Here is a 21983-nt window from a genome sequence, read left to right as displayed (position 1 = left end):
CATGACGGAGACCCGGTTCGCCACCTGCAACCTGTGCGAGGCCTGCTGCGGCTTGGCGCTGACCGTGGAGGGCGGCCGGGTCACCGGCGTGCAGGGCGACCCCGACCACCCGCTCTCCCGTGGGCACCTGTGCCCGAAGGCGGTGGCGCTGCCGGACATGCACGAGGACGGCAAGCGCTTGCGCACGCCAGTGCGCCGCACCGCGGACGGGTGGGAGCCGATGGGCTGGGACGAGGCGCTGGACCTCGTCGCGACCAGGCTGGCCGACGTGCGGGAGCGGCACGGCAAGGACGCCGTCGGCGTCTACCTGGGCAACCCGACCGTGCACAGCCTCGGGGCGATGACCCACGGGACGGCGTTCTTCGGGATGCTGCGCACCCGCAACCGGTTCTCGGCGACCTCGGTCGACCAGTTGCCGCACCAGTTCGTCGCGCAGCGCCTCTACGGGCACCAGTTGATGCTGCCCATCCCGGACATCGACCGGACCGACCACTTCCTCGTCATCGGCGGCAACCCGATGGTCTCCAACGGCAGCCTGATGACCGTCCCCGACTTCGCCCGCCGCCGCAAGGCGCTCGCCGACCGGGGCGGGCGGCTCGTCGTCCTGGACCCGCGGCGCACCGAGACCGCCAAGACCGCCGACGAGCACCACTTCATCCGGCCCGGCACCGACGCCGCCCTGCTGCTGGCGATGGTCCACCTCATCCTCCCGACGGCCACCCCACCGCCCTACGTGGACGGTCTCGACGAGCTCGCGGCCCTCGTCGCGCCCTGCACCCCAGAGTGGGCCGCCCCGATCACCGGCGTCGACGCGCGGGTCATCACGCGGCTCGCCGAGGACTTCGCCTCGGCCAAGACCGCCGTGGCCTACGGCAGGACGGGGGTGTCGATGCAGCGGCACGGCGCGGTGTGCCAGTGGGCGGTGCAGTTGCTCAACATCATCACCGGCAACCTGGACCGGCCCGGCGGCGCCCTCGTCCCCCGGCCTGCCGTGGACGTGCTCAAGCTGGTCTCGCCCGGTCACTTCGACGCCTGGCGCAGCCGGGTGCGCGGCCTGCCGGAGTTCGCGGGGGAGCTGCCCGTCGCCGTGCTGGCCGAGGAGATCGAGACGCCGGGGGAGGGGCGGATCCGGGCGCTGGTGGTCAACGCGGGCAACCCGGTCCTGTCCACACCGGATGGTCGGCGGATGGCGAAGGCGTTGGCGTCACTGGACTTCATGGTCGCCATCGACGTCAAGCTTAACGAGACCAACGAGCACGCCGACGTCGTCTTGCCGCCGACCACGGCGCTCGAGCGCGACCACTACGACCTGGTCTTCTCGGCGTTCGCGGTGCGCGACGCCGCGTGGTTCAACGGTCCGGTCCTGCCCAAGCACCCCGACGCCCGGCACGACTGGGAGATCTTCCGCGACCTCGGGCTGCGCTACGCCAAGCGCTTCAAGCCCAAGCCGTTCACCACCCTGCGGCTGCGCCTGAACCCCAGGACCCTGCTCGACGTCCTGCTGCGCACCGGCCCGCACCGGCTCTCGCTGCGCAAGCTGCGCCGCAACCCGCACGGGATCGACCTCGGCGCGCTCAAGCCCTCGTTCCCGGGCCGCCTGCGCACCACGGGCAAGCGCGTCGACCTCGTCCCCGACGTCCTCGCCGCCGGGGTCGAGGCGGTCGCGGCGATGGCGCCGCCGGAGGGCCTGCTGCTCATCGGCCGCCGCCACCTGCGGGCCAACAACTCCTGGATGAACGACGTCCGGCGCCTGACTAAGGGCCGCGCCCGCCACCACCTGCTCATGCACCCCGACGACCTGGCCCGCCACGGCCTGCGCGACGGCGACGACGTGGTGGTGGCGTCCGCGGTCGGGGAGGTCACGGTGCCGGTGACCGCGTCGGACGAGGTCATGGCCGGGGTGGTCAGCCTCCCGCACGGCTACCCGGCGGCCAGCGCCAACGACCTGACCGACCCCGCCGTGGTCGACGCGGTGTCCGGCAACGCGGTGCTCAACGGGGTGCCGGTCCGGGTGGGACCGGCACCCCGGGCGGTCACTTCTTCCGGGTGAGCGTGCGGCTGGTGCCGCGGACCACGAGCGGCTGGTAGAACGAGCCCAGCAGCCTCGGCAGCAGGTCGAGCACGTAGGCGTCCGGTCCGATGAGGATTCGCGCCTTGTTCCGCTTGACCCCGTTGAGGATCGTCCGCGCGGCCTTCCTCGGCGTGGTCATCGCGACCGCGTCGAGCGACTTGGTGAACGACTTGATCTCGTCCGGGTCGGAGGTGCGGGCGTTGCGGGCGATGTTGGTCTTGATGCCGCCCGGGTGCACGCAGGAGACCCCGACGCCGGTCCGGCCGACGGTCATCTCCTGGCGCAGCGCCTCGGTGAAGCCGCGCACGGCGAACTTCGCCGCGTTGTAGGCGCTCTGCGTCGGCACCCCGATGAACCCGAACACGCTGGACACGTTGACGATGTGCCCCCGCCGGGCCGTCACGTGCGGCAGGAACGCCCGGGTGCCGTGCACAACGCCCCAGAAGTCGATGTCCATGACCCACTCGAGGTCGGCGTCGGTCATCTCCGCCACGCTGCCCTTGAGCGCGACGCCCGCGTTGTTGAACACCGCGTCGACGCCGCCGAAGTCGGCGACGACCTGCTCGGCGTGGGCGTAGATGGCGTCCCGGTCGGCGACGTCGAGCTTGTAGGTCCGCAGCCGGTCGCCCGCGCCCGCCTTGGCGGCGGTCTCCTTGAGGCCCACCTCGTCGATGTCCGAGGCGGCCACCCGGGCGCCCTCGGCGAGCAGGCCCAGCACCAGTTCCCGGCCGATGCCGGAGCCCGCGCCGGTCACCACCGCGACCTTGTCGGCGAATGACTTCACTGCCCACACCTCCCGTTGTTTACTGATGCGTAACTTACTGGAAGTAAGGAAGGGGGGCAAGGGGCGGCGTGGTCGCTGGGGCGGTCTAGAAGAGGTCGGTCGTCGTGCGCTCCGAGGTGCGCTTGGCGTCCAGCTTGGTCTCGTCGACCCCGGTCACCTGGACCACCGAACCGCCCGCGGCCAGTGGGGCGACGAGGGCTCGCAGCACTCCGTCGGGGACCGACCAGTCGATCGTCGACAGGACCCTGGCGCCCGGCTCGACCACGTCCTTGGCCCTCGCCAGGACCTCGTCCACCGTCAGGCCCGCCAACGCGGGGGTGTCGCCGCTGACGGGGGAGCCGAAGAAGTCGTCGCCGAAGAGGCGGGACTCGCCGACGAAGTCGACGACGCCGTCCTTGGTGCCGCCCAGGTCGCGGCCCATCGGGTCCAGGGAGACGGCGGCCACCAGGCCCGGAGCGGTGTTCCCTGGCGCGACGAAGGTCAGCGCGGCGTCCTCCGGCTCGGCGACGACGTGGGCGCCCGCCCACCACGCGCCCAGCAGGATGCCCGCGGTCTGCCAGTGCGGGGGGAGCTGGACCGCCAGGCGGGTGCCCGGCTCGACGTCGTGCTCCTCGACCAGCCAGTTGGCGGTCTTGGCCGCCCAGTTGGCCGCGGTCGCCACCGACAGTTCCTGGCGGGTGCCCGCGGCGTCGTCGTAGTGCGTGATCAGGGGCTTGACCTGGGCGAGGGGGCGCAGGAGGGCTTCAGTGAGGCTCACCCGGCCAACGTACCGGGGTCAGTCGACGCAGGGGACCTGGGCGACAGGGGCGGCGGGGGCCCCCAGGTCGAGGAGCTTGCGGCCCCCGAGCTTGTCGGAGACGGTGGTCGGGGCGGGGGGTGCGGGCGGCGGGGTCGCCGAGACCAGGGCGGACACGTACCGCTGGACGGTGGGGATGTCGACCGCGACGATGCTCTGGTCCTTGTCGTTGCGGACGCCGACCGCGGCGACGGGGATGGTGACGAACTGGAGTTGGCCCGTCGCCAGGGCCTGGGCCTGCTCGACCAGGTCGAGGAAGTGCAGGGACGGGTCCATGACGACGGTCTTGGACACGGCCTGCTCCAGCGCGCCGAGGCGGGCCGGGTCGGTGAGGCTGCCGCTGGAGAGGACCTTGCTCATCGCCGAGGACAGGAACGTCTGCTGGCGCACGATCCGGTCGAGGTCGCCGCGGGGCAGGTTCTTGCGCTGGCGGACGAACGACACCGCGTCGCCGCCGCGCACGGTCTGCGGGCCGCGGCGGAAGTCCGCGCCGGAGTCGGGGTCGCTGGTGGACCGGTTGAGGCACACGTCGACGCCGTCGATGGCCTCGGTGAGCAGGTAGAAGCCGTAGAGGGTGATCTCGGCGTAGTGGTCGACGCGGACCCCGGTGAGCCCCTGCACGGTCTGCACCAGCGCGCTGCGCGCGGCGTTGTCGGACTCGACCTCGATCTTGGTGTTGTCGGTCTCGCCCCGCGCGCGCAGCTCCCTGGCGACCCGGGACTTGGTCACGCCGAACGCGCCGTTGATCTTCTCCTCGCCGTGGCCGGGCACCGGGACGTAGGCGTCGCGCGGGATGGAGATGGCGTAGCCCGGTCCGCCCGCCTTGGACAGCCGCAACAGGATCAGCGTGTCGGTGTTGATCGTCTCGGTGGCCTCGGTCCGCAGCTCGCGCAGCACCCTGGCCGACAGCGGGCGGCCCTGCAGGTCGGTGCGGGTGTCGGACCCGACGAGCAGGATGTCGGTCCCCCCGTCGTCGACCGGCGGCGCGTTCGGCGCCTCCTGGGCCGCGGCCACCGCGTCGGTTTTGGTCACGTTGTCCTGGAACTCGTCGAGCCGCGCCGTGACCAGCCCCGTCGCCGCCAGCACGGCGGCGGAGACCAGCGCGACCGCGGCGCGACCCGCGATGAGCCAGCCGGAGGCGCGGCGGCGCGGGGTCGCCGCGGGCTCGTCGGGCGCCGGGGCCTCGCCGGCCTCGGCGGACTCAGTGGACTCGGCTCCGGTCGGGTCCGGGGCGTCCTCGGCCCTCGTGGGCTCCGGCCGGTCCGTCACTGGCTCCTCCTCGCGCGTCACTGTCACTCCCAGGGTTGCAGCGCGCGCGGTGGGACCGGGCGGGTTTGCCGGAGTCGACCACGGATCGTGATGTTGGTGGTCAGTTCACGCAGGGCACGCTGCCCGCATCGATGGTGACCGGCGGGGCGACGCTGGTGCCTGGGGCCGCGCTCGATGTCCTTCGATCGGGTGAACGTTGCGAGCTGAACAGCCCACCGGAGTCATCGGTGGCGGTGCTGGTGCGGTAGTTCGTGCCCAGCACGACCCGGACGCGGTCGACGGCCAGGGCCGCGTTCTCCTCGTAACCGAACGTGCTGCCCAGCGCCGCGCCGACGGCCTGCGCCTTGGCCAGGTCGCCGGGGGCGTGCTGGATCACCGAGCTGGTGCGGACGGTGGAGTCGCCCACCTCGCCCGCGGCGAACCCGGCCGCCACGAGGGTGTTGAGGGCCGTGAGGGCGATGCCGCTGGTGTTCGAGCCGTTGCGCACGTCCACCCGCACGTCCGGGTCGGCGGCGGGGGGCGGCTGGGTCGTGCTCGGCGGGGTCGGCGTGGCGGCGGGGCCGCCGGTCGTGGCCTCGGCCTCGTCATCGGCGGACTCGGTGCGGTCGCGGACGAAGGCGGCGACCTCCGCCGGCACCACCTTGATCACGTCGGCGCCGCCGATCTTGGCGTCGCCGTGGTTGGGGACCGTCACGAAATCGATGTTGCCGCCGGACAGGCCCTGCATCTGGCTGGCGAAGGTGCTCAGGTTCCAGTTCGAGGAGAGCACGACCGACTTCTGCACGGCCTCGACGAGCTGCCTGGCCTTGGACGGGTCGGTGAGCATCTCCGCGGACAGCACCTTGTTCGCCAGCGCGGCCAGGAACGCCTGCTGGCGCACGATCCGGTCCAGGTCGCCGTTGGGCAGGCCGTAGCGCTGCCGCACGAACGCCAGCGCCTGCTTGCCCGACACCGACTGCCTGCCCGCCGGGAAGTCCGCTCCGGACCGGATCTCGCGCACGGCGTTGTTCAGGCACACGTCGACGCCGCCGATGGCCTTGGTGACCTCGTAGAAGCTGGCCAGGTTGACCTCGGCGTAGCGGTCGATGGTCACCGCGCCGCCGACGAGCCGCTCGACGGACGACAGCAGGTTCTTGCGGCCCGCGACCGTGGCCTGCTTCTCCGCCTCCGCCTCGGCCACGCCCTGCTCGACCAGGGTCTTGCGGGTGTCGTTGTAGGCGTAGACGAACGCCGAGTTGAGCTTGCGCTTGCCGAAGCCCTCGCCGATGTCGACCCAGGAGTCGCGCGGGAAGGAGAACGCCACCGCGCGGCGGCCGTCGACCGGGATGTGCACCAGGATCATCGTGTCGGTGTTGCGCTCGCCGTCGGCCTTGCCTCCGTTGAGCATCGACAGGACCTCCTCGGGCAGCGGGTTGCCGAACGAGTCGGTGCGGCTGTCGATGCCCACCAGCAGGATGTCGACCGCGCCGTCGAGCGGCACCGGCCCGGTGTCCCCGGGCCGGGCGTCGATCACGTCCGTGGTCGCCGTCCCGTCGTCGATGTCGCCGAAGGTCCACCAGCCGTACCCGGTGCCCGCCACGACGGCGGCCGACACCACGGCGGCCAGCGACTTGACCAGGGTGCTGCCCGCGCGCAGCCACCACGGCCCGGTGGCGGGCTCCCCCGGCCCGTCCGGGCCGCCGGAGTCGTTCACCGCTTGCGCACGCTCGTCCACGCACGCTCCTCCCCGTCCCCATGCTGTCCCCTGAACAGGTTACCCAGGCTGAGCTGAGAGCACGCCGGACATCACTCTTGGAGACACACCGTGATCGAACGGGGGTAAGGCCAAGCACGGAGCGAGGCCGGAACGGGGCATGGAAGACTCGGCGCCGACCGGGGGCCCAGGTGGCGCGATCAAGGACGGTGGACGCTAGATGCGCGTGTTGGTGACAGGCGGGGCCGGGTTCATCGGCTCGCACTACGTGCGGCAGGCGGTGGGCGGGGCGTACCCGACGCTGGCCGACGCCGAGGTCGTGGTGCTCGACAAGCTCACCTACGCGGGGAACCGGGCGAACCTCGACCCGGTCGCGGACAGTGACCGGCTGCGGTTCGTCGAGGGCGACATCTGCGACGCCGCGCTGGTGCGGGCGGCGATGGCGGGCGTCGACCTGGTCGTGCACTTCGCCGCCGAGTCGCACGTGGACCGCTCGATCGCGGGGGCGTCGGACTTCGTGGTGACCAACGTGCTCGGCACCCAGACCCTGCTGCAGGCCGCGCTCGACGCGGGGGTGGCCAAGTTCGTGCACGTCTCGACCGACGAGGTGTACGGCTCGATCGACGAGGGCTCCTGGCCCGAGACGCACCCGCTGGAGCCGAACTCGCCGTACTCGGCGTCGAAGGCGTCCTCCGACCTGATCGCCCGCTCCTACGAGCGCACCCACGGCCTGCCGGTCTGCGTCACCCGGTGCTCGAACAACTATGGGCCGTACCAGTTCCCGGAGAAGGTCATCCCGCTGTTCACCACGAACCTGATCGACGGGAAGAAGATCCCGCTCTACGGCGACGGCCTCAACGTGCGCGACTGGCTGCACGTCGACGACCACTGCCACGGCATCCAGCTCGTCGCCGACGGCGGGCGCGCGGGCGAGGTCTACAACATCGGCGGCGGCACCGAGCTGACCAACCGCGAGCTGACCACCCTGCTGCTGCGGGCCACCGACCGCGACGAGTCGTTCATCCAGCCGGTCGTCGACCGCTTGGCGCACGACCGCCGCTACTCGGTCGACATCACCAAGATCTCCACCGAGCTGGGCTACGCGCCGCGGGTGCCGTTCCAGCAGGGCCTGGCCGACACGGTCAAGTGGTACGTGGACAACCGGGCCTGGTGGGAGCCGCTCATGCGCCGCGCCGCCATCGGGGGCTGAGCGGTGGCCCTCGCCCTTCTCGTCCCCGGCGGCTCCGGCCAGCTCGGCCGCGAGCTGGCCGCGCTGGCAGGCCCCGACCTGCTCGTGCGGGCCGAGGACTCCGCCGCGCTGGACCTGACCCAGACCAGGGCGGTGATCGCGGCCGTGTCCGCGTTCGCCAAGGCCGCCGCGGCGCGCGGCGACACCGCCGCGGTGGTCAACGCCGCCGCCTACACCGCGGTCGACAAGGCGGAGTCCGACCGGGCGCGGGCCTACGCGGTCAACGTCGACGGGCCCAGGGTGCTGGCCGCCGCGTGCTCCTCGCGCGGCCTGCCGCTGATCCACGTCTCCACCGACTACGTCTTCCCCGGCGACGCCGACCGGCCCTACGAGGTCGACGACGAGACCGGCCCGAAGTCGGTCTACGGGGCGACGAAGCTGGCCGGGGAGCAGGCCGTCCTGCGCTCCGGCGCCCGCTCCTGGATCGTGCGCACCGCCTGGGTCTACGGCGCCCACGGCGCCAACTTCGTCAAGACCATGGCCCGCCTCGAGTCCACCCGCGACCGGTTGTCCGTGGTGGACGACCAGCGCGGCGCGCCCACCTGGACCAGGGACCTGGCCGCCGGTCTCGTCGAACTCGCCGCCCGCGCCACCGCGGGCCGGGGCCCGGCCGCGCGCGTCCTGCACGCCACCGGCGCGGGGGAGACGACCTGGTGCGGTTTCGCCAGGGCCGTCTTCGAGGAGCTCGGCGCGGACCCCGCCCGGGTCTCCCCGTGCACGACGGCGGACTACCCGACGCCTGCCGCCCGGCCCGCGTACTCGGTGCTGTCGGGGCGGGCGTGGGCGGAGGCCGGCCTGCCCCCGCTGCGCCCCTGGCGCGAGGCCCTGTCGGCCGCCTTCGCCGAGGACGCCGCCGCCTACCGGCCCGCCTGAGCCTGCCCCTGCGGGCGCGTGCCCGCCCAGGTGCGCCAGAGGTCGGCGCGGCGGTCGCCGCGCCGGCGGGCGGCCAGGGCGCGGGGGAGGCGGAGCACGACCTCGGCGAGGACCCGCAGCCGCAGACCCGGGCGGAAGTTGGCCCCCTCGGGGCGTCTGACCAGGGCTGTCACCGTGGTGACGAGGAAGCGGGCCAGCTCGGCGAACGCCACCCGCAGCGGTGCGCAGCGCAGCAGCATGACCAGCCGGTTGCGCTCGTTCCAGCGGTGGAACCGCCGCGAGCCCAGCCGCGAGGTCGCGCCGTGGGCGTGCAGGACCTCGGCCTCCGGCACGGACACGATGTCCCAGCCCGCGAGGCGCAGCCGCCAGGAGACGTCGGTGTCCTCGTAGTAGCAGAAGAAGTCGGCGGGGGTCCCGCCTGCCTGCGACAGAGCCGACGTGCGGACCAGGGCCGCGCCGCCGCAGAAGCCGAAGACCGGGGCCGTGGTCAGGTCGAAGCCGTAGCCGCGGGAGGTCAGGCCGACGCCCGTCGACTGGACCGTGCCGTCCGGGCGGCGCAGGAGGGCGCTGGCGGCGCCGACGGCTGGGGCCATGGCGTCCTCCAGGGCGGCGAGCCAGCCGGTGGCCGGGACCGCGTCGTCGTTGAGCCAGGCGGTGAACTCCGTGGTCACGGTGGGCTCGACGGCCGCGAGGGCGCCCGCGTACCCCTGGTTGCGCTGGAGGCGGACCACCTCGACGTCGGCGAACGAGGCGGCGATGGCGGCGCTGCCGTCGGTGGAGGCGTTGTCCACCACGACCGTCCTGTGTGGACGGGTTTGCGCCGCCAGGGCCGTCAGGCAGTCGGCCAGGTGCCCGCGGCCCCGCCAGGTCACCACCACCACCGTCGTGCGCACGGACGAACCGTAGCGCGCGCCCTCGTTCCCAGGTCGAGCCCGTCGTGAAAGGGTGAGGCCGTGCCTGAGCTCGTCGTGCTCACCGAGCAGTTGCTCGCGCCCGTCCCCGGGGGGACCGGCCGCTACACGCGGGAGCTGGCCTCGGCGTTGGCCGGGACCGCGCCGCAGGGGTGGTCGGTCACCGGTGTGGCCGCCCGCCACCGGGACCCGGAGCCCGCCCGGGTGTCCGGGCTCGGCGCCGCGCGGGCCCTGTCGCTGCCGCGCCGCGCGCTGACGCTGGCCTGGGAGTACGGGCTGCCGCTGTGGCCGGGGGGCGACACCGTGCACGCCCCGACGCCGCTGGCGCCCGCCACCCCGCGCCGGGGGAAGGTGCTGGTGGTGACGGTGCACGACACCGTGCCCTTCACCCACCCCGAGACGCTGACGCCGCGCGGCGCGGCCTGGCACCGGGCGGTGATCCGGCGAGCGGCCCAACGGGCCGACGCGCTCGTGGTCCCCACCGACTCCGTCGCCGCCGAGCTGGCCGAGCACGCCCCCGGCCCGGCCCAGGTGCACGTCGTCGGGCACGGGGTGCCGGACGTGCTGCGCACCGCGCCGCCGGAGGACGTGGTGGAGCGGGTGGTGCGCGAGCTGAAGCTGCCCTCGGCCTACGTGCTGGCGGTCGGGACCGTCGAGCCGCGCAAGGGCCTCGACGTGCTGATCGCGGCGATGGCGGGCCCGGAGGCGCCCGACCTGCCCCTGGTGACCGTCGGCCCGATGGGCTGGGGCGGGGTGGACCTGCGCGCGCTGGCCGCCCAGCACGGCCTGCCGCCCGGTCGGCTGCGGGCCTTGGGCCAGCTCACCGACGCCGAGCTGTCGGTCGTCCTGCACCGGGCGACGGTGCTGGCCGCCCCGAGCCGGGCCGAGGGGTTCGGCCTGCCGGTCCTCGAGGCGATGGCGGCGGGCGTGCCGGTCGTGCACTCCGACGCCCCGGCGCTGGTCGAGGTGGCGGGTGGGGCGGGCGAGTCGGCGGTGCGGGGGGACTCGGCGGACCTGGCCAGGGTGCTCGTCTCGGTGATCGGGTCGCCTGAGCGGGCGGCGGCGATGGTGGACCGGGGACGGGCCCGTGCCGCGACGTTCACGTGGGCGCATGCTGCTGAGTCGGTGTGGCGGTTGCACCTGGGGCTGCACGCGGCGAAGGCTGGTTGAGCCTGGTCGTGGCGCGTGGTGACTTTGTGGGTGTGTCGCGCGGGGCCTGAGTGGCTGTGCCGTTGCCTTCGCGTGGAGTCGGTGGGTGGTCGCACCTGGAGTGTGCGCTGCCAAGGCAGGTTGAGCCTGGTTGCGGTGCGCGGGCCCTGCTGGTCTGGACGAGGTGACTGCGCGACTGGTGTTGTCGTCTTCGTCTGGGTGCGGGTCGTCGAGTCGGGTGGGTGCTGCGTCTGGGTGAACCTCGTCGTGGGTGTGGTGGCCCGGTGGGCCCGGTTGGTTTTGATCTTGGTGATGAGATCGTCTGGGGTGCCGCGGTCTCGGGGCGGGGGAGGGGCGCGTGAAGGGGGTGGACCCGGTCGTGGTGGAAGTTCACGCGTTCGTGGGCATCAGCAAAAGGCAGCGTCGTACTCTTGGTCGGTGGCCGACCCCCGCGTGCTGATCGACGCGACCGCCGTTCCCGCCGACCGGGGCGGGGTCGGCCGGTACGTCGACTCGCTCGTCGCGGCGCTCGCCGCGGACGGGGCCGCCGACGGAGGGGCGCTGAGCGTCGTCTGCCAGCCGCGGGACGCCGGGCTGTACGCCGCGCTGGCGCCGCGGGCTCGGGTCGTGCCCACCTCGGAGTCGGTGTCCACCCGCACCGCGCGCCTGACCTGGGAGCAGACCACCCTGCCCCGGCTGGTCCGCAGGCTCGGCGTCGACGTCCTGCACTCCCCGCACTACACGCTGCCGCTGGCCGCGCAGGCCGCCTCGGTGGTGACCCTGCACGACGCCACGTTCTTCACCGACCCGGTCCTGCACCACTCGATCAAGGCCCGCTTCTTCCGCGCCTGGACCCGCACCTCGCTGGTCCGGGCCAGCCTGTGCGTGGTCCCCAGCGTCGCCACCGCCACCGAGCTGTCCCGGGTCGCGGGCGCCAACCCCGGGCAGCTCGCGGTGATCCAGCACGGCGTGGACGTCGACCGCTTCCACCCGCCCACGCAGGCCGAGGTCGCCGCCGCCCGCGCCGAGATCGGCCTCGACGACGGCGACTACGTGGCCTTCCTCGGCGCCCTGGAGCCGCGCAAGAACGTGCCCGCCCTGATCCGCGGGTTCGCCGCCGCCTGCCAGGGCAGGCCGGAGCCGCCGACGCTGGTGCTGGCCGGGCAGCCCGGGTGGGACCGGCAGGTGGAGCGGGCGCTGGACTCGGTGCCGCACCGGGTGCGGGTGATCCGTGCCGGGTACCTGCCGTTCGAGCACCTGGCGGGCTTCCTCGGCGGGGCGGCGCTGGTGGCCTACCCGTCGCTCGGCGAGGGCTTCGGGCTGCCGGTGTTGGAGGCGATGGCGTGCGGGGCCAGCGTGCTGACCACCCGGCGGCTGTCGCTGCCCGAGGTCGGCGGCGACGCGGTGGCCTACTGCGGGGTGGACGCGGGCGACATCGGGGCGGCGGTGGGGGAGCTGCTCGACGACGGGGCGCGGCGCGCGGACCTGGCCGCGGCGGCGCAGCGGCGGGCGAAGGAGTTCAGCTGGGGGCAGTGCGCGGAGGGGCACCGGGTCGCCTACGGGCACGCCGTCGTCCGGCATCGTCGTCGGCGCTGAGAGACGGGGATCGTCGCGCCGGGCTGCGAGGGCAAGGACAGGGCGGGTGTGCGACGCCGGCAGAATGGTCTGCCGTGACTGCCTCTGGTGAGACCCGCTATGGCGACGAGCTGGCCGTGGTGACCGTGACCTATTCGCCCGGTGAGACGCTGGAGAACTTCATCGGCACCCTGGCCGGGGCGACCACCCGTTCGCCGCGCGTCATCCTCGCCGACAACGGGTCCACCGACGGGGCTCCCGAGGCCGCGGCCGAGGCGCACGAGCACGTGGACCTGGTGCGGACCGGGGGCAACCTGGGCTACGGCGGCGGGGCCAACCGGGGGATCGCCGAGTTGGGGGCGGAGTTCGGCTGGGTGGTCGTGGCCAATCCCGACCTCGAGTGGGGGCCCGGGTCGCTCGACGAGCTCCTCGCGGCCGCGGGGCGGTGGCCGCGCGGGGGGGCGTTCGGGCCGCTGATCACCGAGCGGGACGGGGTGGTGTACCCGTCGGCGCGGGAGGTCCCCTCGTTGGGCAAGGGGATCGGGCACGGGGTGTTGGGCAAGGTGTGGCCGTCGAACCCGTGGACCACGGCGTACAAGCAGTCCGCGACCGATGTGTCCGAGCGGGTCGCGGGGTGGCTGTCGGGGTCCTGCCAGTTGTTCCGGCGGGAGGCGTTCGACTCGGTGGACGGGTTCGACCCGCGCTACTTCATGTACTTCGAGGACGTCGACCTAGGGGAGCGGCTGGGCAACGCGGGCTGGCAGAACGTCTACGTCCCCACCGCCGTGGTGATGCACATCCAGGGGGTCTCGACGGCCAAGGCGTCGACGGCGATGCTCGCCGCGCACCACGACTCGGCCTACCGCTACATCGCCGACCGCCACCAGGGCGCGCGGTGGGCGCCGGTCAGGGCCGCGGTGAAGGCGGGGCTGACGGCCCGGTTGAAGATCCAGTCCCGCTGAGCCGGACACGCGTGGCCCGCTCGACGACCCGAGCCGCCCCCGGGTCCGGGGACGGCTCGGGGACGGGACCGGCGACTACTGGGTCGCGTAGGCCTGGTCGTCGTAGGTGCCGCCGGTGACGGCGGTGTTGCGGGTGACCTTCTGGCCCAGGCTCAGCGAGCGGGCGGCGGCCGCCTTCTGGATCGGCTCCATGGTGTCCTTGACCTTCTCCAGGACCGGCTTGACCTTCTTGACCAGGTCGGAGAGCTTCTTCATGGTGTCGACGATCTTCTTGAGCCAGTCGGCGACCCTGTTCGACCACTTGGCCACGATCCGGATCACGTCGGCGACCAGGGCCGGGGTGGCCAGGCCGACGGTCACCACGGTGGCCAGGACGGCCTTGCCCAGCCACACGACGATGTCGGCCATGGCGTCGGCGATCAGGTCGCGGACGGTGGTGCGCACGACCGACACCGCGATGCCCGCGCCGGACACGGCCGCGCCCACCGCGTCGGCGGCCACGGCGGCGGCCTCGATCAGCTTGGCCTCGCCGAGGGCCACCGGCTGGTAGGTCCAGACCGCCGGGCCGGTCCACTCGGCGCAGTCCTCGGTGACGATCGTGGTCATCTCCGACCCGGCGGTGCGCAGCGCGTTGGCCACGTTGCCCCAGGTCGTGGCGTTGGCCTGGACGACGTCGGGGTTGCCCGCGAGCTTGTTGAGCATCTCCGGCAGCGGGTCGACGTGCTCCATGGCCCAGGCGAACGCCGAGGACAGCAGGGTGCCGAACGGGTCGGCGACGAAGGCCAGCGCGTCCAGGCCCGCCGCCCCCATGTCGATCCCGGCCTCGAGCCAGTCGCCGTTGCTGATGGCCCGGCCCGCGTCCACGGCGAAGTCGTAGACGGCGATGCCGTCCTCGGGGCTGGTGAGCGGCTTGACCTCGGCGACGAGCGGGTTGGTCATCGCCCCAGTCCTTCCGCGATCCCGTTGAACATGTCGGTGGCGACTTCCTCGGCCTTGTCGTAGGCGGCGGCCATGCCGCGCACCCCCTCCGCCGTCGCGCCGACCGTCACCTGCGAGGCGCCGATCGCGCCCATCCCCAGCACCTCGATGGCGCCCATCAGCGGTGTCAGCACCGGGCTGCACAGGATGCCGTAGGCGTCGGTGCCGTTGAGCGAGGCCTGCCCAGCCGCGTCCAGCGCCGTGCCGACCTGGGTCTTGATCCCGTCGAGCCTGCCAGCGTGCGCGCGCATGGCGTCGGTGTGGACGCCGTACCCGTCCGGCATGTCGTGCTCCTCCCCGCGCTCAGCGGCGCCAGTCGTCGTCGTCGAAGGCCGCGTCGTAGTCCCGCGCGGGCGGCGGCGGGGGCGTGCCGAAGCGGCCCTCGTAGCCGGACATGAGCATCCCCATCGTCTCCGACTCCGCCCCGAGCAACGGGGTCAGCGCCTCCCGCATCCGCTCCGAGAGCCGGGCCTGCGCCGCGCGCAGGGTGGCCAGCACCATGGCGGCGTTCTCCTCCGGGCGCTTGGCCTGCGCGGCGTCGGTGAGCACCAGGTCGACGACGTTGCCGGTGGAGTCCACCGTGACCGTCACCGAGCCGTCGCGGCTGCTCTCGGCCACCCGCAGCTGCTCGCTGACGGCCTGCAACTGGTCGGCCTGGACCAGCTTGGCGTCGATCTGCGCGTGCAGTGCGGCGAGCTGGCTGTCGGGGTCGGGGTGCGGCGAAGTCATGGGTCCCTCTCGATCGCTTCCGTCACGTCGGACGTTAACCCCTCTGCCCCGGTTCCCTCGATTTCGCCGGAGCCCGGAAGGCGACAAGCAGGACGATCGCCGCGAGCAGGCACAGGCCGACCAGTGAGGCGTACGCGCCCACCGCGGACGGCTCGTCGTCGGCGGGGTAGACGCTCGGCTCGGTGTTGCCCTTCGACACGACGACCTGCCGTTCGACGGCGGGCACGTCCACCTCGCCCTGGACGAACCTCGAGTGCTCGCTCGTCGCCGTCCCGGTCCGCCCGTCGTCCCACTCGACGGCCAGTTCGCACACCTCGTTCGAGCCGACGACGAACCCGTCGATGAACCCGTCGGACGTGCAGGACACGACCGTCGCCGTGCCGCGGGCGCTGATCTCGGTGCCCACGGCCGACTGGCCGAACGCCCGCTCGGAGATGGTGAACCCGGCCAGGACCAGTGGCACGGCGATGAGTAGGCCGATGACGGCTCGGAGGATGCGCACGGGGGCAGAGAACCACACCGGCCCGGCGATGGGGCAGGCTGTGGGCAACACGCCGGGGCCGAGGGGCCGGGCGAGGAGGAGGCGGGTGTGGCTGAGGGGGCGGCTGTGGCCAGGGGTTCGGATGGCGCTGCGGATGGCGCGGCGCTGCCGGTCGTCTCGGTGGTCGTGGTCAACTTCCGCGGGGCGGCCGACACGGCGGCCTGCGTGCGGTCGCTGCGCGCGGACCTGGACTACCCGCCCGACCGGCTGCAGGTGGTCGTGGTCGACAACGGCGCGCACGACGCCGCCGAGCTGGCCGGGCTCGAGGGCGTCGAGCTGGTCGTGTCGCCGGAGAACCTGGGCTTCGCGGGCGGCTGCAACCTCGGCGTCGAGCACGCCACCGGGACCGTGCTGGCCTTCCTCAACAACGACGCCCGCCCGCACCCCGACTGGCTGCGCGCCGCGGTCCGGGTGCTCGCCGCCCAGCCCGACGTCGCCGCGGTGGCCAGCAAGGTCCTGGACTGGGACGGCGCGGCGATCGACTTCGTCGACGGCGGCCTGACCTGGTTCGGCATGGGCTACAAGCGCCACGCGGGCCTGCCCGACGACGGCAGCCACGACGCCGCCCGCGACGTGCTGTTCGCGACCGGCTCGGCGATGGTCGTGCGCGCCGGGGCCTTCCGCGCCCTCGACGGCTTCGACGAGCGCTTCTTCATGTTCTACGAGGACGTCGACCTGGGCTGGCGGCTGAACCTGCGCGGCTGGCGGGTGCGGTTCGAGCCGACCTCGCTGACCTACCACCGCCACCACGCGTCGATGGCCAGGGTGGACACCGAGGACAACGCCCGCGAGCTGTTCCTGTTGGAGCGCAACGCGTTGCTCGCGCTCTACAAGAACCTCTCCGACGCCACCCTGGCCAAGGCGCTGCCCGCGGCGCTGGCGCTGACGGTGCGCCGCGCCACCGCCCGCGGCGGCCTGGACGCGACCGCGCTCGAGATCACCAGGGGCGGGCCGACCGAGCAGGCCGTCAGCGGCCCCGCGCTGGCGGGCATCCTCGCCGTCGACCAGTTCGTCGAGCTGCTGCCGCAGCTCGCCGAGGCGCGCGCGGTCGAGCAGGCCGCGCGCACCCGCTCCGACGCCGACCTCGTGCCGCTGATGCGCCGTGCCCTCGAACCCGCCTACAACCTGCCCCGCTACCTGGCCGCGCACGAGATCCTGGTGGACGCGTTCGACATCGAGGCCGCCTTCGGCGCCCGGCGCAAGGTCCTGGTGATCACCGGCGACGCGCTGTCCGCGCGGATGGCCGGACCCGCGATCCGCGCGTGGAACATGGCCGACGTGCTCGCCGCCGAGCACGAGGTCCGCCTGGTCACGGTCAACCCGCTGTGCGACCCGCCGACCGCGCCGTTCCCCATCGGCCAGGCCAAGCCGCGCGAGCTGGCCCCGCACGTCGACTGGGCCGACATCGTCGTCCTGCAGGGCCACGCCCTGGAGCTGGTCCCGGCGCTCAAGGCGGCCGACTCGACCAAGATCGTGGTCTGCGACATCTACGACCCGATGCACCTGGAGCTGCTGGAACAGGGCAAGGACACCCCCGACGAGCAGCGCGCCCTCGACCTCGTCGGCGTCACCCGCGTGCTCAACGAGCAGTTGGAGCGCGGCGACTTCTTCATCTGCGCCTCCGAGCGCCAGCGCCACTTCTGGCTCGGCCACCTGATGTCGCTGGGCAGGCTCACCCCCGCCGTTTACGACACCGACCCGACGGTCCGCTCGTTGCTCGGCGTGGTCCCGTTCGGCCTGCCCGGCAAGCCGCCGCAGCAGTCCGCCTCGCCGATCAAGGGCAAGCTCGTCGGCGAGGACGACAAGGTCGTGCTCTGGGCGGGCGGGGTCTACAGCTGGTTCGACCCGCTGACCCTGGTCTCGGCGATGGGCGAGCTGGCCCAGCGCCGCTCCGACGCCCGGCTGGTGTTCCTGGGCATGAAGCACCCCAACCCCGAGGTCCCGGAGATGGACATCGGCGCGCGCGTCCGGCGGCTGTCGGCCGACCTCGGGCTCACCGGCTCCCACGTCTTCTTCAACGAGACGTGGGTGGACTACGACCGCCGCCAGGACTGGCTGCTCGACGCCGACGCCGGGGTCACCACGCACTTCGAGCACGTGGAGACCACCTTCGCCTTCCGCACCAGGGTGCTGGACTACCTGTGGGCGGGGCTGCCGATCATCACCACCGACGGCGACTCCTTCGCCGAGCTGGTCCGCGCGGAGGGCCTGGGCCTGGTCGTCCCGGCCGAGGACCCGACCGCGCTGGCCGCCGCGCTCGAGCGCGTCCTCTACGACGGGGCGTTCGCCGCCGCGTGCGCCGACCGGATCGCCGCCGTCCGCGACCGGTACACCTGGGAGAACGTCCTGGCCCCGCTCACCGCCTTCTGCCGCGACCCGCGGCCCGCACCCGACCGGCTCCCCGGCCTGGAGAACCTGGTCCCGCGCGCGTTCGGCAGGGTGGAGACGGTCCGCCGCGACATCGCCCTGGTCCGCGAGTACCTGGACCTGGGCGGCCCCGGCGAGCTGGCCCGCCGGGCCGCCGGCCGGGTCCGCAGACTCGCCAAGGAGCGCCTCGGCCGTGGCTGACCCGATCCGCACGCTCATCGACGGCACCCCACTGCTGGGCCAGCGCACCGGCATCGGCCGCTACACCTCGGCGCTGATCGAGGAACTGGCGGCCATGGCCGCTGTGGACGTCCGCGTCGTGGCGTTCACCCTGCGCGGCTGGCGCAGGCTGCGCTCGACCCTGCCGCACGGCTCGCGCGCCCTGGGCCTGCCGGTCCCGGCCCGGCTGCTGCGCAAGGCGTGGCTGCGCGGGACGTGGCCGCCGATCGAGCTCATCGCGGGCCTGTCGGACGTCGTCCACGGGACGAACTTCGTCCTGCCCCCGCCCGCGCGCGCCGCCGGTGTGGTGACCGTGCACGACCTGGCGTTCCTGGACCGGCCGGACGAGCTGCCGCCCGCCGATGCGGCGCTGCCGGAGTTGGTGGCGCTGTCGGTTGCCCGGGCTCGCCGGGTGCTGACGCCGACCGCCGCGGTGGCGGAGTTGGTTCGCGAGCGGTTCGGCGTGTCGGAGGAGAAGGTTGTCGTGACGCCGCTCGGGGTGGACCCGGCGTGGTTCACCGCTCGGCCGCCTGCCGCGGAGCTGAGCGCCCGGCTGGGGCTGCCTTCGTCTTACCTGTTGTTCGTGGGGGGTGCCGGGCCGCGCAAGGCGCTGGACTGGCTGTTGGCGGCGCACGCGGCGGATCCGTCGTTGCCGCCGTTGGTGTTGGCGGGGCCCGGGCATGTGGCGACTGGGCCGCGGGTGCAGGTCGCCGGGTACTTGGCTGAGGGGGATCTTCGGTCGTTGGTGGCGGGGGCGGGAGCGCTTGTGCTGCCGTCGCGGGATGAGGGGTTTGGGTTGCCGGTGTTGGAGGCCATGGCTTGCGATGTGCCGGTGGTGTGCACTGATGTGCCCGCGTTGCGGGAGGTCTCGGGCGGGTTCGCCTCGTTGGTGCCGTTTCGGGATGTGGAGGCGTTGGGGGTCGCGCTGGCGGGGGCGCTGGAGGAGGGGGGGACGGCGGGGAGTGCGGCGGCTCGGCGGAGGCATGCGGCGGAGTTCACCTGGCGGCGGTGCGCTGAGGTGACTGTGGGGGCTTACCGGGCTGCTGCTGCTTGATGCTGGGGCCCTGCGTGGGCTGGGTGGGGCCTGTCCCGTTGTGTAACTCCACGAGCGGCCAGGACTGGGTCGAGGCCCAGGGATGACAGCGCTTGTTCTGTGGGGTGTGGTGGAGCGCGTGGGTGCGCGTGGCGTGGCTGAACGCGAGCTAGCGGTGGTCGCCGTCTAGGCGTTGGGTCAGGCTTTGGCGCTGGATCTGTGGCTGCTTGACCGTGGGGATCAGGCCGTCCAACTGCTCGGGCTCGGGGGGTGGTGGCTGGTGCGGGAGCCGGGCGGGTGGGCGGGGCGGGGAGGCCAGCGACTGGGTCGTGGCCTCCTGCGCGATCGCGGGCAGGTCGTTCTCCGGGCGGGTGGACACCGGGAAGACCATGGTCACGTCCGGGTCCTGCTCATCGATGGCGGTCATCACCGCGCGCGGTATCTGCAGCGTCGCGGCGGCGTCCATCGGGGAGATCGCGCTGTCCGGGGTCACGACGTACGCGCCGCGCGCGCGAGCCTTCGCCAAGATGGCGTCGGCCCGGTCGCGGGGGTCCATGTGTCGGCCTCTCCCTGGGAACTTCGTGTGCCCGGCTAGCGTATCTCGCCCGCTCCCCGGAGTCATGGCGATGGGGTGGGAAGATCGGGCCGCTGCCCGGTCACAGCCGGTCCAGTTCCCCGCGCTCGCGCAGGATCTCGGTCAGCCGCTTGATGTCCTGGGCCCGTTCCCGGCCGCAGACCAGCACCGCGTCCTCGGTGTCGACGATGATCAGGTCCTGCACGCCCAGGGTCGCGACCAGGCGGTTGCCCGCCGGGACGACCACGACGCCCTTGCCGTCGACGACGACGGCGGTGCCGCCCGCGCCGGTGGTGAACGCGCGTGCCCCGTCGCCCACGTCCACGCCGAGCAGGTCGCCCACGGTCTGGAAGTCGCCGATGTCCGACCAGCCGAAGTCGCCGGGCACCGTGCCGACCTTGCCGTCCTCGGCGGCGGGCTCCATCACGGCGTACTCCACGGCCACCTTGGGCACCGTCGGCCAGAGCTTGGCCAGCGTCTCCTCCTGGTCCTCGGTGTCCCAGGCGGCGGCGATGGCGTTGATCGGCTCGAACACGTCCGGGCGGCGCGCTGCCAGCTCGGCCAGGAAGACGTCGGTCTTCCAGACGAACATCGACGCGTTCCACAGGTACTTGCCCGAGGCCACGTACCTGGTCGCCACGTCCAGGACCGGCTTCTCCTTGAACTCCAGCACCCGCTGGATCTTCGAGCGCACCGCGGGCTCGCTGCACTGCAGGTAGCCGTAGCCGGTCTCCGGCCGGGTGGGGGTGATGCCGATCGTCATCAGGTACCCGTCGCGCGCACCGTCCACGGCCCTGGCCACGGTGTGGGCGAACTCGGCGGTGTCGGTGATGAGGTGGTCGGCGGCGAACGAGGCCATGACCGCCCCCGGCGCGCGCCGCTGCACCACGGCCGCGGCCAGCGCGATCGCCGCGCACGAGTCGCGGGCGAACGGCTCCACCAGGATGTTGCGCTCCGGCAGCGACGGCAGTTGCCGCGCCACCCCGGCCGCGTGCGCGGTGCCGGTGACGACCAGCAGGTTCTCCGGGCTCGACAGCGGCGCGAGCCGGTCGAAGGTGGCTTGCAGCAGCGACCTGTCGGTGCCGGTCAGCGGGTGCAGGAACTTCGGGTTCGCGGCCCGCGACAGCGGCCACAGCCGGGTCCCGCTGCCGCCGGCTGGCACGACAACGTGCAGGTCAGTAGACGTCACTGATCTCGATCCCTCGTCCGGCGGCAAGGACACTGGCTTGGTCGCGGCCACTGTAGCCAACCGGCGGGTACGGTCGCCGTGATGACGCCCCCAGCCGTGACCCGCACGTGGACGCCGACCTGCCCGGTCGACCTCCGCGCGGTGCTGAGCCCGCTGCGCCGGGGGCCGGGCGACCCGTGCCTGCGGGTGGACGCCACCGGGGCGTGGCTGGCCGCCAACACCCCGGCGGGCCCCGGGTCGCTGCACCTGGTCGTGCGCTCCGGCGCGGTCGAGGCGCGGGCGTGGGGCGCGGGCGCGGACTGGCTGGCGGCCTCGGTCCCCGGCCTGCTCGGCGGCGCGGACGACGACACCGGTTTCGTGGCGCACCACCCGGTCGTCGCCGAGGTCCGCAGGCGCCCGCCCGGCCTGCGGCTGGGCGCCACCGGCCGGGTGTGGGACGTGCTGCTGGCCGCGATCGTCGAGCAGAAGGTCACCGGCACCGAGGCGCACCGGACCTGGCGCGCGCTGGCCACCCGGTTCGGCACGCCCGCGCCGGGCGGGCTGCACACGCCGCCCGCCCCGGCGGCGGTGCTGGCGATCCAGGACTGGGAGTGGCACAAGGCCGGGCTGGACGGCGCCCGCCGCCGCGCGGTCGTGGCCGCCGCCCAGGTCGCCGGGCGGTTGGAGCGGGCGGTCGAGCTCAAGGGCGTCGAGGGGCGGACGCTGTTGCGGCGGGTGCCCGGCGTCGGCGTCTGGACGGCCGCCGAGACCGCCCAGCGCGCGTGGGGCGACGCGGACGCGGTGAGCGTCGGCGACTTCCACATCCCGCACATCGTCGGCCACGCGCTGGTGGGCAGGCGCCTGGACGACCGGGGCATGTTGGAGGTCCTGGCGCCCTACGCGGGCCACCGGCAGCGGGCCGTGCGCCACATCGTGGCGGCCGGTCTGGGCAAACCGCGCTTCGGCCCCCGCCTCGCGCCACGCGACTTCCGCGCTATCTGACCGCTACCGGTCAGCTCCGCTGCGTGTCGATCCCGACACG

At 73.5% G+C, this 21983-nt stretch carries 20 protein-coding genes; 9 read left to right on the top strand and 11 right to left on the bottom strand.

Annotated features, from left to right (window positions below; genetic code table 11):
• Position 1: 1 nt before the first annotated feature.
• Positions 2-2050, top strand: a complete 2049-nt coding sequence (locus GCL84_RS18495) for a molybdopterin-dependent oxidoreductase (protein ID WP_156756733.1) — start codon at positions 2-4, stop codon at positions 2048-2050.
• On the opposite strand, the gene GCL84_RS18490 is transcribed toward GCL84_RS18495, so the two are convergent.
• From GCL84_RS18490 to GCL84_RS18475, 4 genes are all read right to left on the bottom strand, one after another.
• Complete coding sequence (locus GCL84_RS18490) at positions 2034-2855, bottom strand: SDR family NAD(P)-dependent oxidoreductase (protein ID WP_156756732.1); 822 nt, start codon at positions 2853-2855, stop codon at positions 2034-2036. The two genes, GCL84_RS18495 and GCL84_RS18490, sit on opposite strands and share 17 nt — an antisense overlap.
• An 85-nt stretch (positions 2856-2940) precedes the next feature.
• Entirely contained in the window at positions 2941-3612 is a 672-nt protein-coding gene (locus GCL84_RS18485) for a TIGR03089 family protein (RefSeq protein ID WP_156756731.1), read from the bottom strand.
• Between the two features lie 18 nt (positions 3613-3630).
• Entirely contained in the window at positions 3631-4920 is a 1290-nt protein-coding gene (locus tag GCL84_RS18480) for an LCP family protein (RefSeq protein WP_235926401.1), read from the bottom strand.
• Positions 4921-5020: 100 nt separating this feature from the next.
• The gene (locus tag GCL84_RS18475; RefSeq protein ID WP_197523339.1) at positions 5021-6634 is read right to left on the bottom strand and encodes an LCP family protein; all 1614 of its coding nucleotides are present in this window, start codon (positions 6632-6634) and stop codon (positions 5021-5023) included.
• 199 nt (positions 6635-6833) lie between these two features.
• Here GCL84_RS18475 and rfbB point away from each other — a divergent pair, with 199 nt between their 5' ends.
• Both rfbB and rfbD read left to right on the top strand, forming a co-directional pair.
• A complete protein-coding gene (gene rfbB / locus GCL84_RS18470; RefSeq protein WP_156756730.1) occupies positions 6834-7823 on the top strand; it encodes a dTDP-glucose 4,6-dehydratase in 990 nt (329 codons plus the stop codon).
• A gap of 3 nt (positions 7824-7826) precedes the next feature.
• On the top strand, positions 7827-8735 hold the full coding sequence (gene rfbD / locus GCL84_RS18465) for a dTDP-4-dehydrorhamnose reductase (protein WP_156756729.1): 909 nt from the start codon (positions 7827-7829) through the stop codon (positions 8733-8735).
• Here the strand turns inward: rfbD and GCL84_RS18460 are convergent.
• On the bottom strand, positions 8720-9628 hold the full coding sequence (locus tag GCL84_RS18460) for a glycosyltransferase family 2 protein (RefSeq protein ID WP_235926399.1): 909 nt from the start codon (positions 9626-9628) through the stop codon (positions 8720-8722). The two genes, rfbD and GCL84_RS18460, sit on opposite strands and share 16 nt — an antisense overlap.
• A gap of 60 nt (positions 9629-9688) precedes the next feature.
• Between GCL84_RS18460 and GCL84_RS18455 the strand changes: the two genes are divergently transcribed.
• From GCL84_RS18455 to GCL84_RS18445, 3 genes are all read left to right on the top strand, one after another.
• Complete coding sequence (locus tag GCL84_RS18455) at positions 9689-10816, top strand: glycosyltransferase family 4 protein (RefSeq protein WP_156756728.1); 1128 nt, start codon at positions 9689-9691, stop codon at positions 10814-10816.
• A gap of 432 nt (positions 10817-11248) precedes the next feature.
• A complete protein-coding gene (locus GCL84_RS18450; protein ID WP_156756770.1) occupies positions 11249-12391 on the top strand; it encodes a glycosyltransferase family 4 protein in 1143 nt (380 codons plus the stop codon).
• Positions 12392-12465: 74 nt separating this feature from the next.
• Positions 12466-13332, top strand: coding sequence for a glycosyltransferase family 2 protein (locus GCL84_RS18445; protein WP_156756727.1), 867 nt, complete (start codon positions 12466-12468; stop codon positions 13330-13332).
• 75 nt (positions 13333-13407) lie between these two features.
• Here the strand turns inward: GCL84_RS18445 and GCL84_RS18440 are convergent, their stop codons facing one another.
• The 4 genes from GCL84_RS18440 to GCL84_RS18425 are packed head-to-tail and all read right to left on the bottom strand — an operon-like array spanning position 13408 to position 15541.
• On the bottom strand, positions 13408-14271 hold the full coding sequence (locus GCL84_RS18440; protein WP_156756726.1) for a hypothetical protein: 864 nt from the start codon (positions 14269-14271) through the stop codon (positions 13408-13410).
• Positions 14268-14594 carry a type VII secretion target gene (locus GCL84_RS18435; protein ID WP_156756725.1) on the bottom strand — a complete coding sequence of 109 codons (327 nt, stop codon included), beginning with the start codon at positions 14592-14594 and terminating at the stop codon, positions 14268-14270. The genes GCL84_RS18440 and GCL84_RS18435 overlap by 4 nt, the downstream gene beginning before the upstream one ends.
• Before the next feature lie 19 nt (positions 14595-14613).
• The gene (locus GCL84_RS18430; RefSeq protein WP_156756724.1) at positions 14614-15039 is read right to left on the bottom strand and encodes a YbaB/EbfC family nucleoid-associated protein; all 426 of its coding nucleotides are present in this window, start codon (positions 15037-15039) and stop codon (positions 14614-14616) included.
• A gap of 34 nt (positions 15040-15073) precedes the next feature.
• Positions 15074-15541 (bottom strand): DUF6346 domain-containing protein, encoded by a 468-nt coding sequence (locus GCL84_RS18425; RefSeq protein ID WP_156756723.1) that lies wholly within the window; start codon positions 15539-15541, stop codon positions 15074-15076.
• Positions 15542-15628: 87 nt separating this feature from the next.
• Here GCL84_RS18425 and GCL84_RS18420 point away from each other — a divergent pair, with 87 nt between their 5' ends.
• Together GCL84_RS18420 and GCL84_RS18415 are read left to right on the top strand one after the other, a co-directional pair.
• Positions 15629-18148: a glycosyltransferase gene (locus tag GCL84_RS18420; RefSeq protein ID WP_407924407.1), complete on the top strand. Its 2520-nt coding sequence runs from the start codon at positions 15629-15631 to the stop codon at positions 18146-18148.
• Entirely contained in the window at positions 18141-19220 is a 1080-nt protein-coding gene (locus GCL84_RS18415; protein WP_156756722.1) for a glycosyltransferase family 4 protein, read from the top strand. Before GCL84_RS18420 ends, GCL84_RS18415 begins: the two co-directional genes overlap by 8 nt.
• A gap of 148 nt (positions 19221-19368) precedes the next feature.
• On the opposite strand, the gene GCL84_RS18410 is transcribed toward GCL84_RS18415, so the two are convergent.
• Together GCL84_RS18410 and GCL84_RS18405 are read right to left on the bottom strand one after the other, a co-directional pair.
• A complete protein-coding gene (locus GCL84_RS18410; RefSeq protein WP_156756721.1) occupies positions 19369-19755 on the bottom strand; it encodes a hypothetical protein in 387 nt (128 codons plus the stop codon).
• 100 nt (positions 19756-19855) lie between these two features.
• The gene (locus GCL84_RS18405; protein ID WP_156756720.1) at positions 19856-20962 is read right to left on the bottom strand and encodes a mannose-1-phosphate guanylyltransferase; all 1107 of its coding nucleotides are present in this window, start codon (positions 20960-20962) and stop codon (positions 19856-19858) included.
• Between the two features lie 81 nt (positions 20963-21043).
• Between GCL84_RS18405 and GCL84_RS18400 the strand changes: the two genes are divergently transcribed.
• Complete coding sequence (locus tag GCL84_RS18400; protein WP_156756719.1) at positions 21044-21943, top strand: DNA-3-methyladenine glycosylase family protein; 900 nt, start codon at positions 21044-21046, stop codon at positions 21941-21943.
• Positions 21944-21983 lie beyond the last annotated feature (40 nt).

Source organism: Actinokineospora pegani, assembly GCF_009745975.1.
GTDB classification, from domain to species: domain Bacteria; phylum Actinomycetota; class Actinomycetes; order Mycobacteriales; family Pseudonocardiaceae; genus Actinokineospora; species Actinokineospora pegani.
Note: the sequence above shows the minus strand (reverse complement) of the source record. Positions and strands in the feature narration are given on the sequence as shown.

Excerpts from the sequence above, each read along its gene's own strand:
- GCL84_RS18495 (WP_156756733.1), top strand. The coding sequence starts at position 2 with ATGACGGAGACCCGGTTCGCCACCTGCAACCTGTGCGAGGCCTGCTGC.
- GCL84_RS18400 (WP_156756719.1), top strand. The coding sequence starts at position 21,044 with ATGACGCCCCCAGCCGTGACCCGCACGTGGACGCCGACCTGCCCGGTC.
- GCL84_RS18410 (WP_156756721.1), bottom strand. The coding sequence starts at position 19,755 with ATGGACCCCCGCGACCGGGCCGACGCCATCTTGGCGAAGGCTCGCGCG.
- rfbB (WP_156756730.1), top strand. The coding sequence starts at position 6,834 with ATGCGCGTGTTGGTGACAGGCGGGGCCGGGTTCATCGGCTCGCACTAC.
- GCL84_RS18440 (WP_156756726.1), bottom strand. The coding sequence starts at position 14,271 with ATGACCAACCCGCTCGTCGCCGAGGTCAAGCCGCTCACCAGCCCCGAG.
- GCL84_RS18430 (WP_156756724.1), bottom strand. The coding sequence starts at position 15,039 with ATGACTTCGCCGCACCCCGACCCCGACAGCCAGCTCGCCGCACTGCAC.
- GCL84_RS18435 (WP_156756725.1), bottom strand. The coding sequence starts at position 14,594 with ATGCCGGACGGGTACGGCGTCCACACCGACGCCATGCGCGCGCACGCT.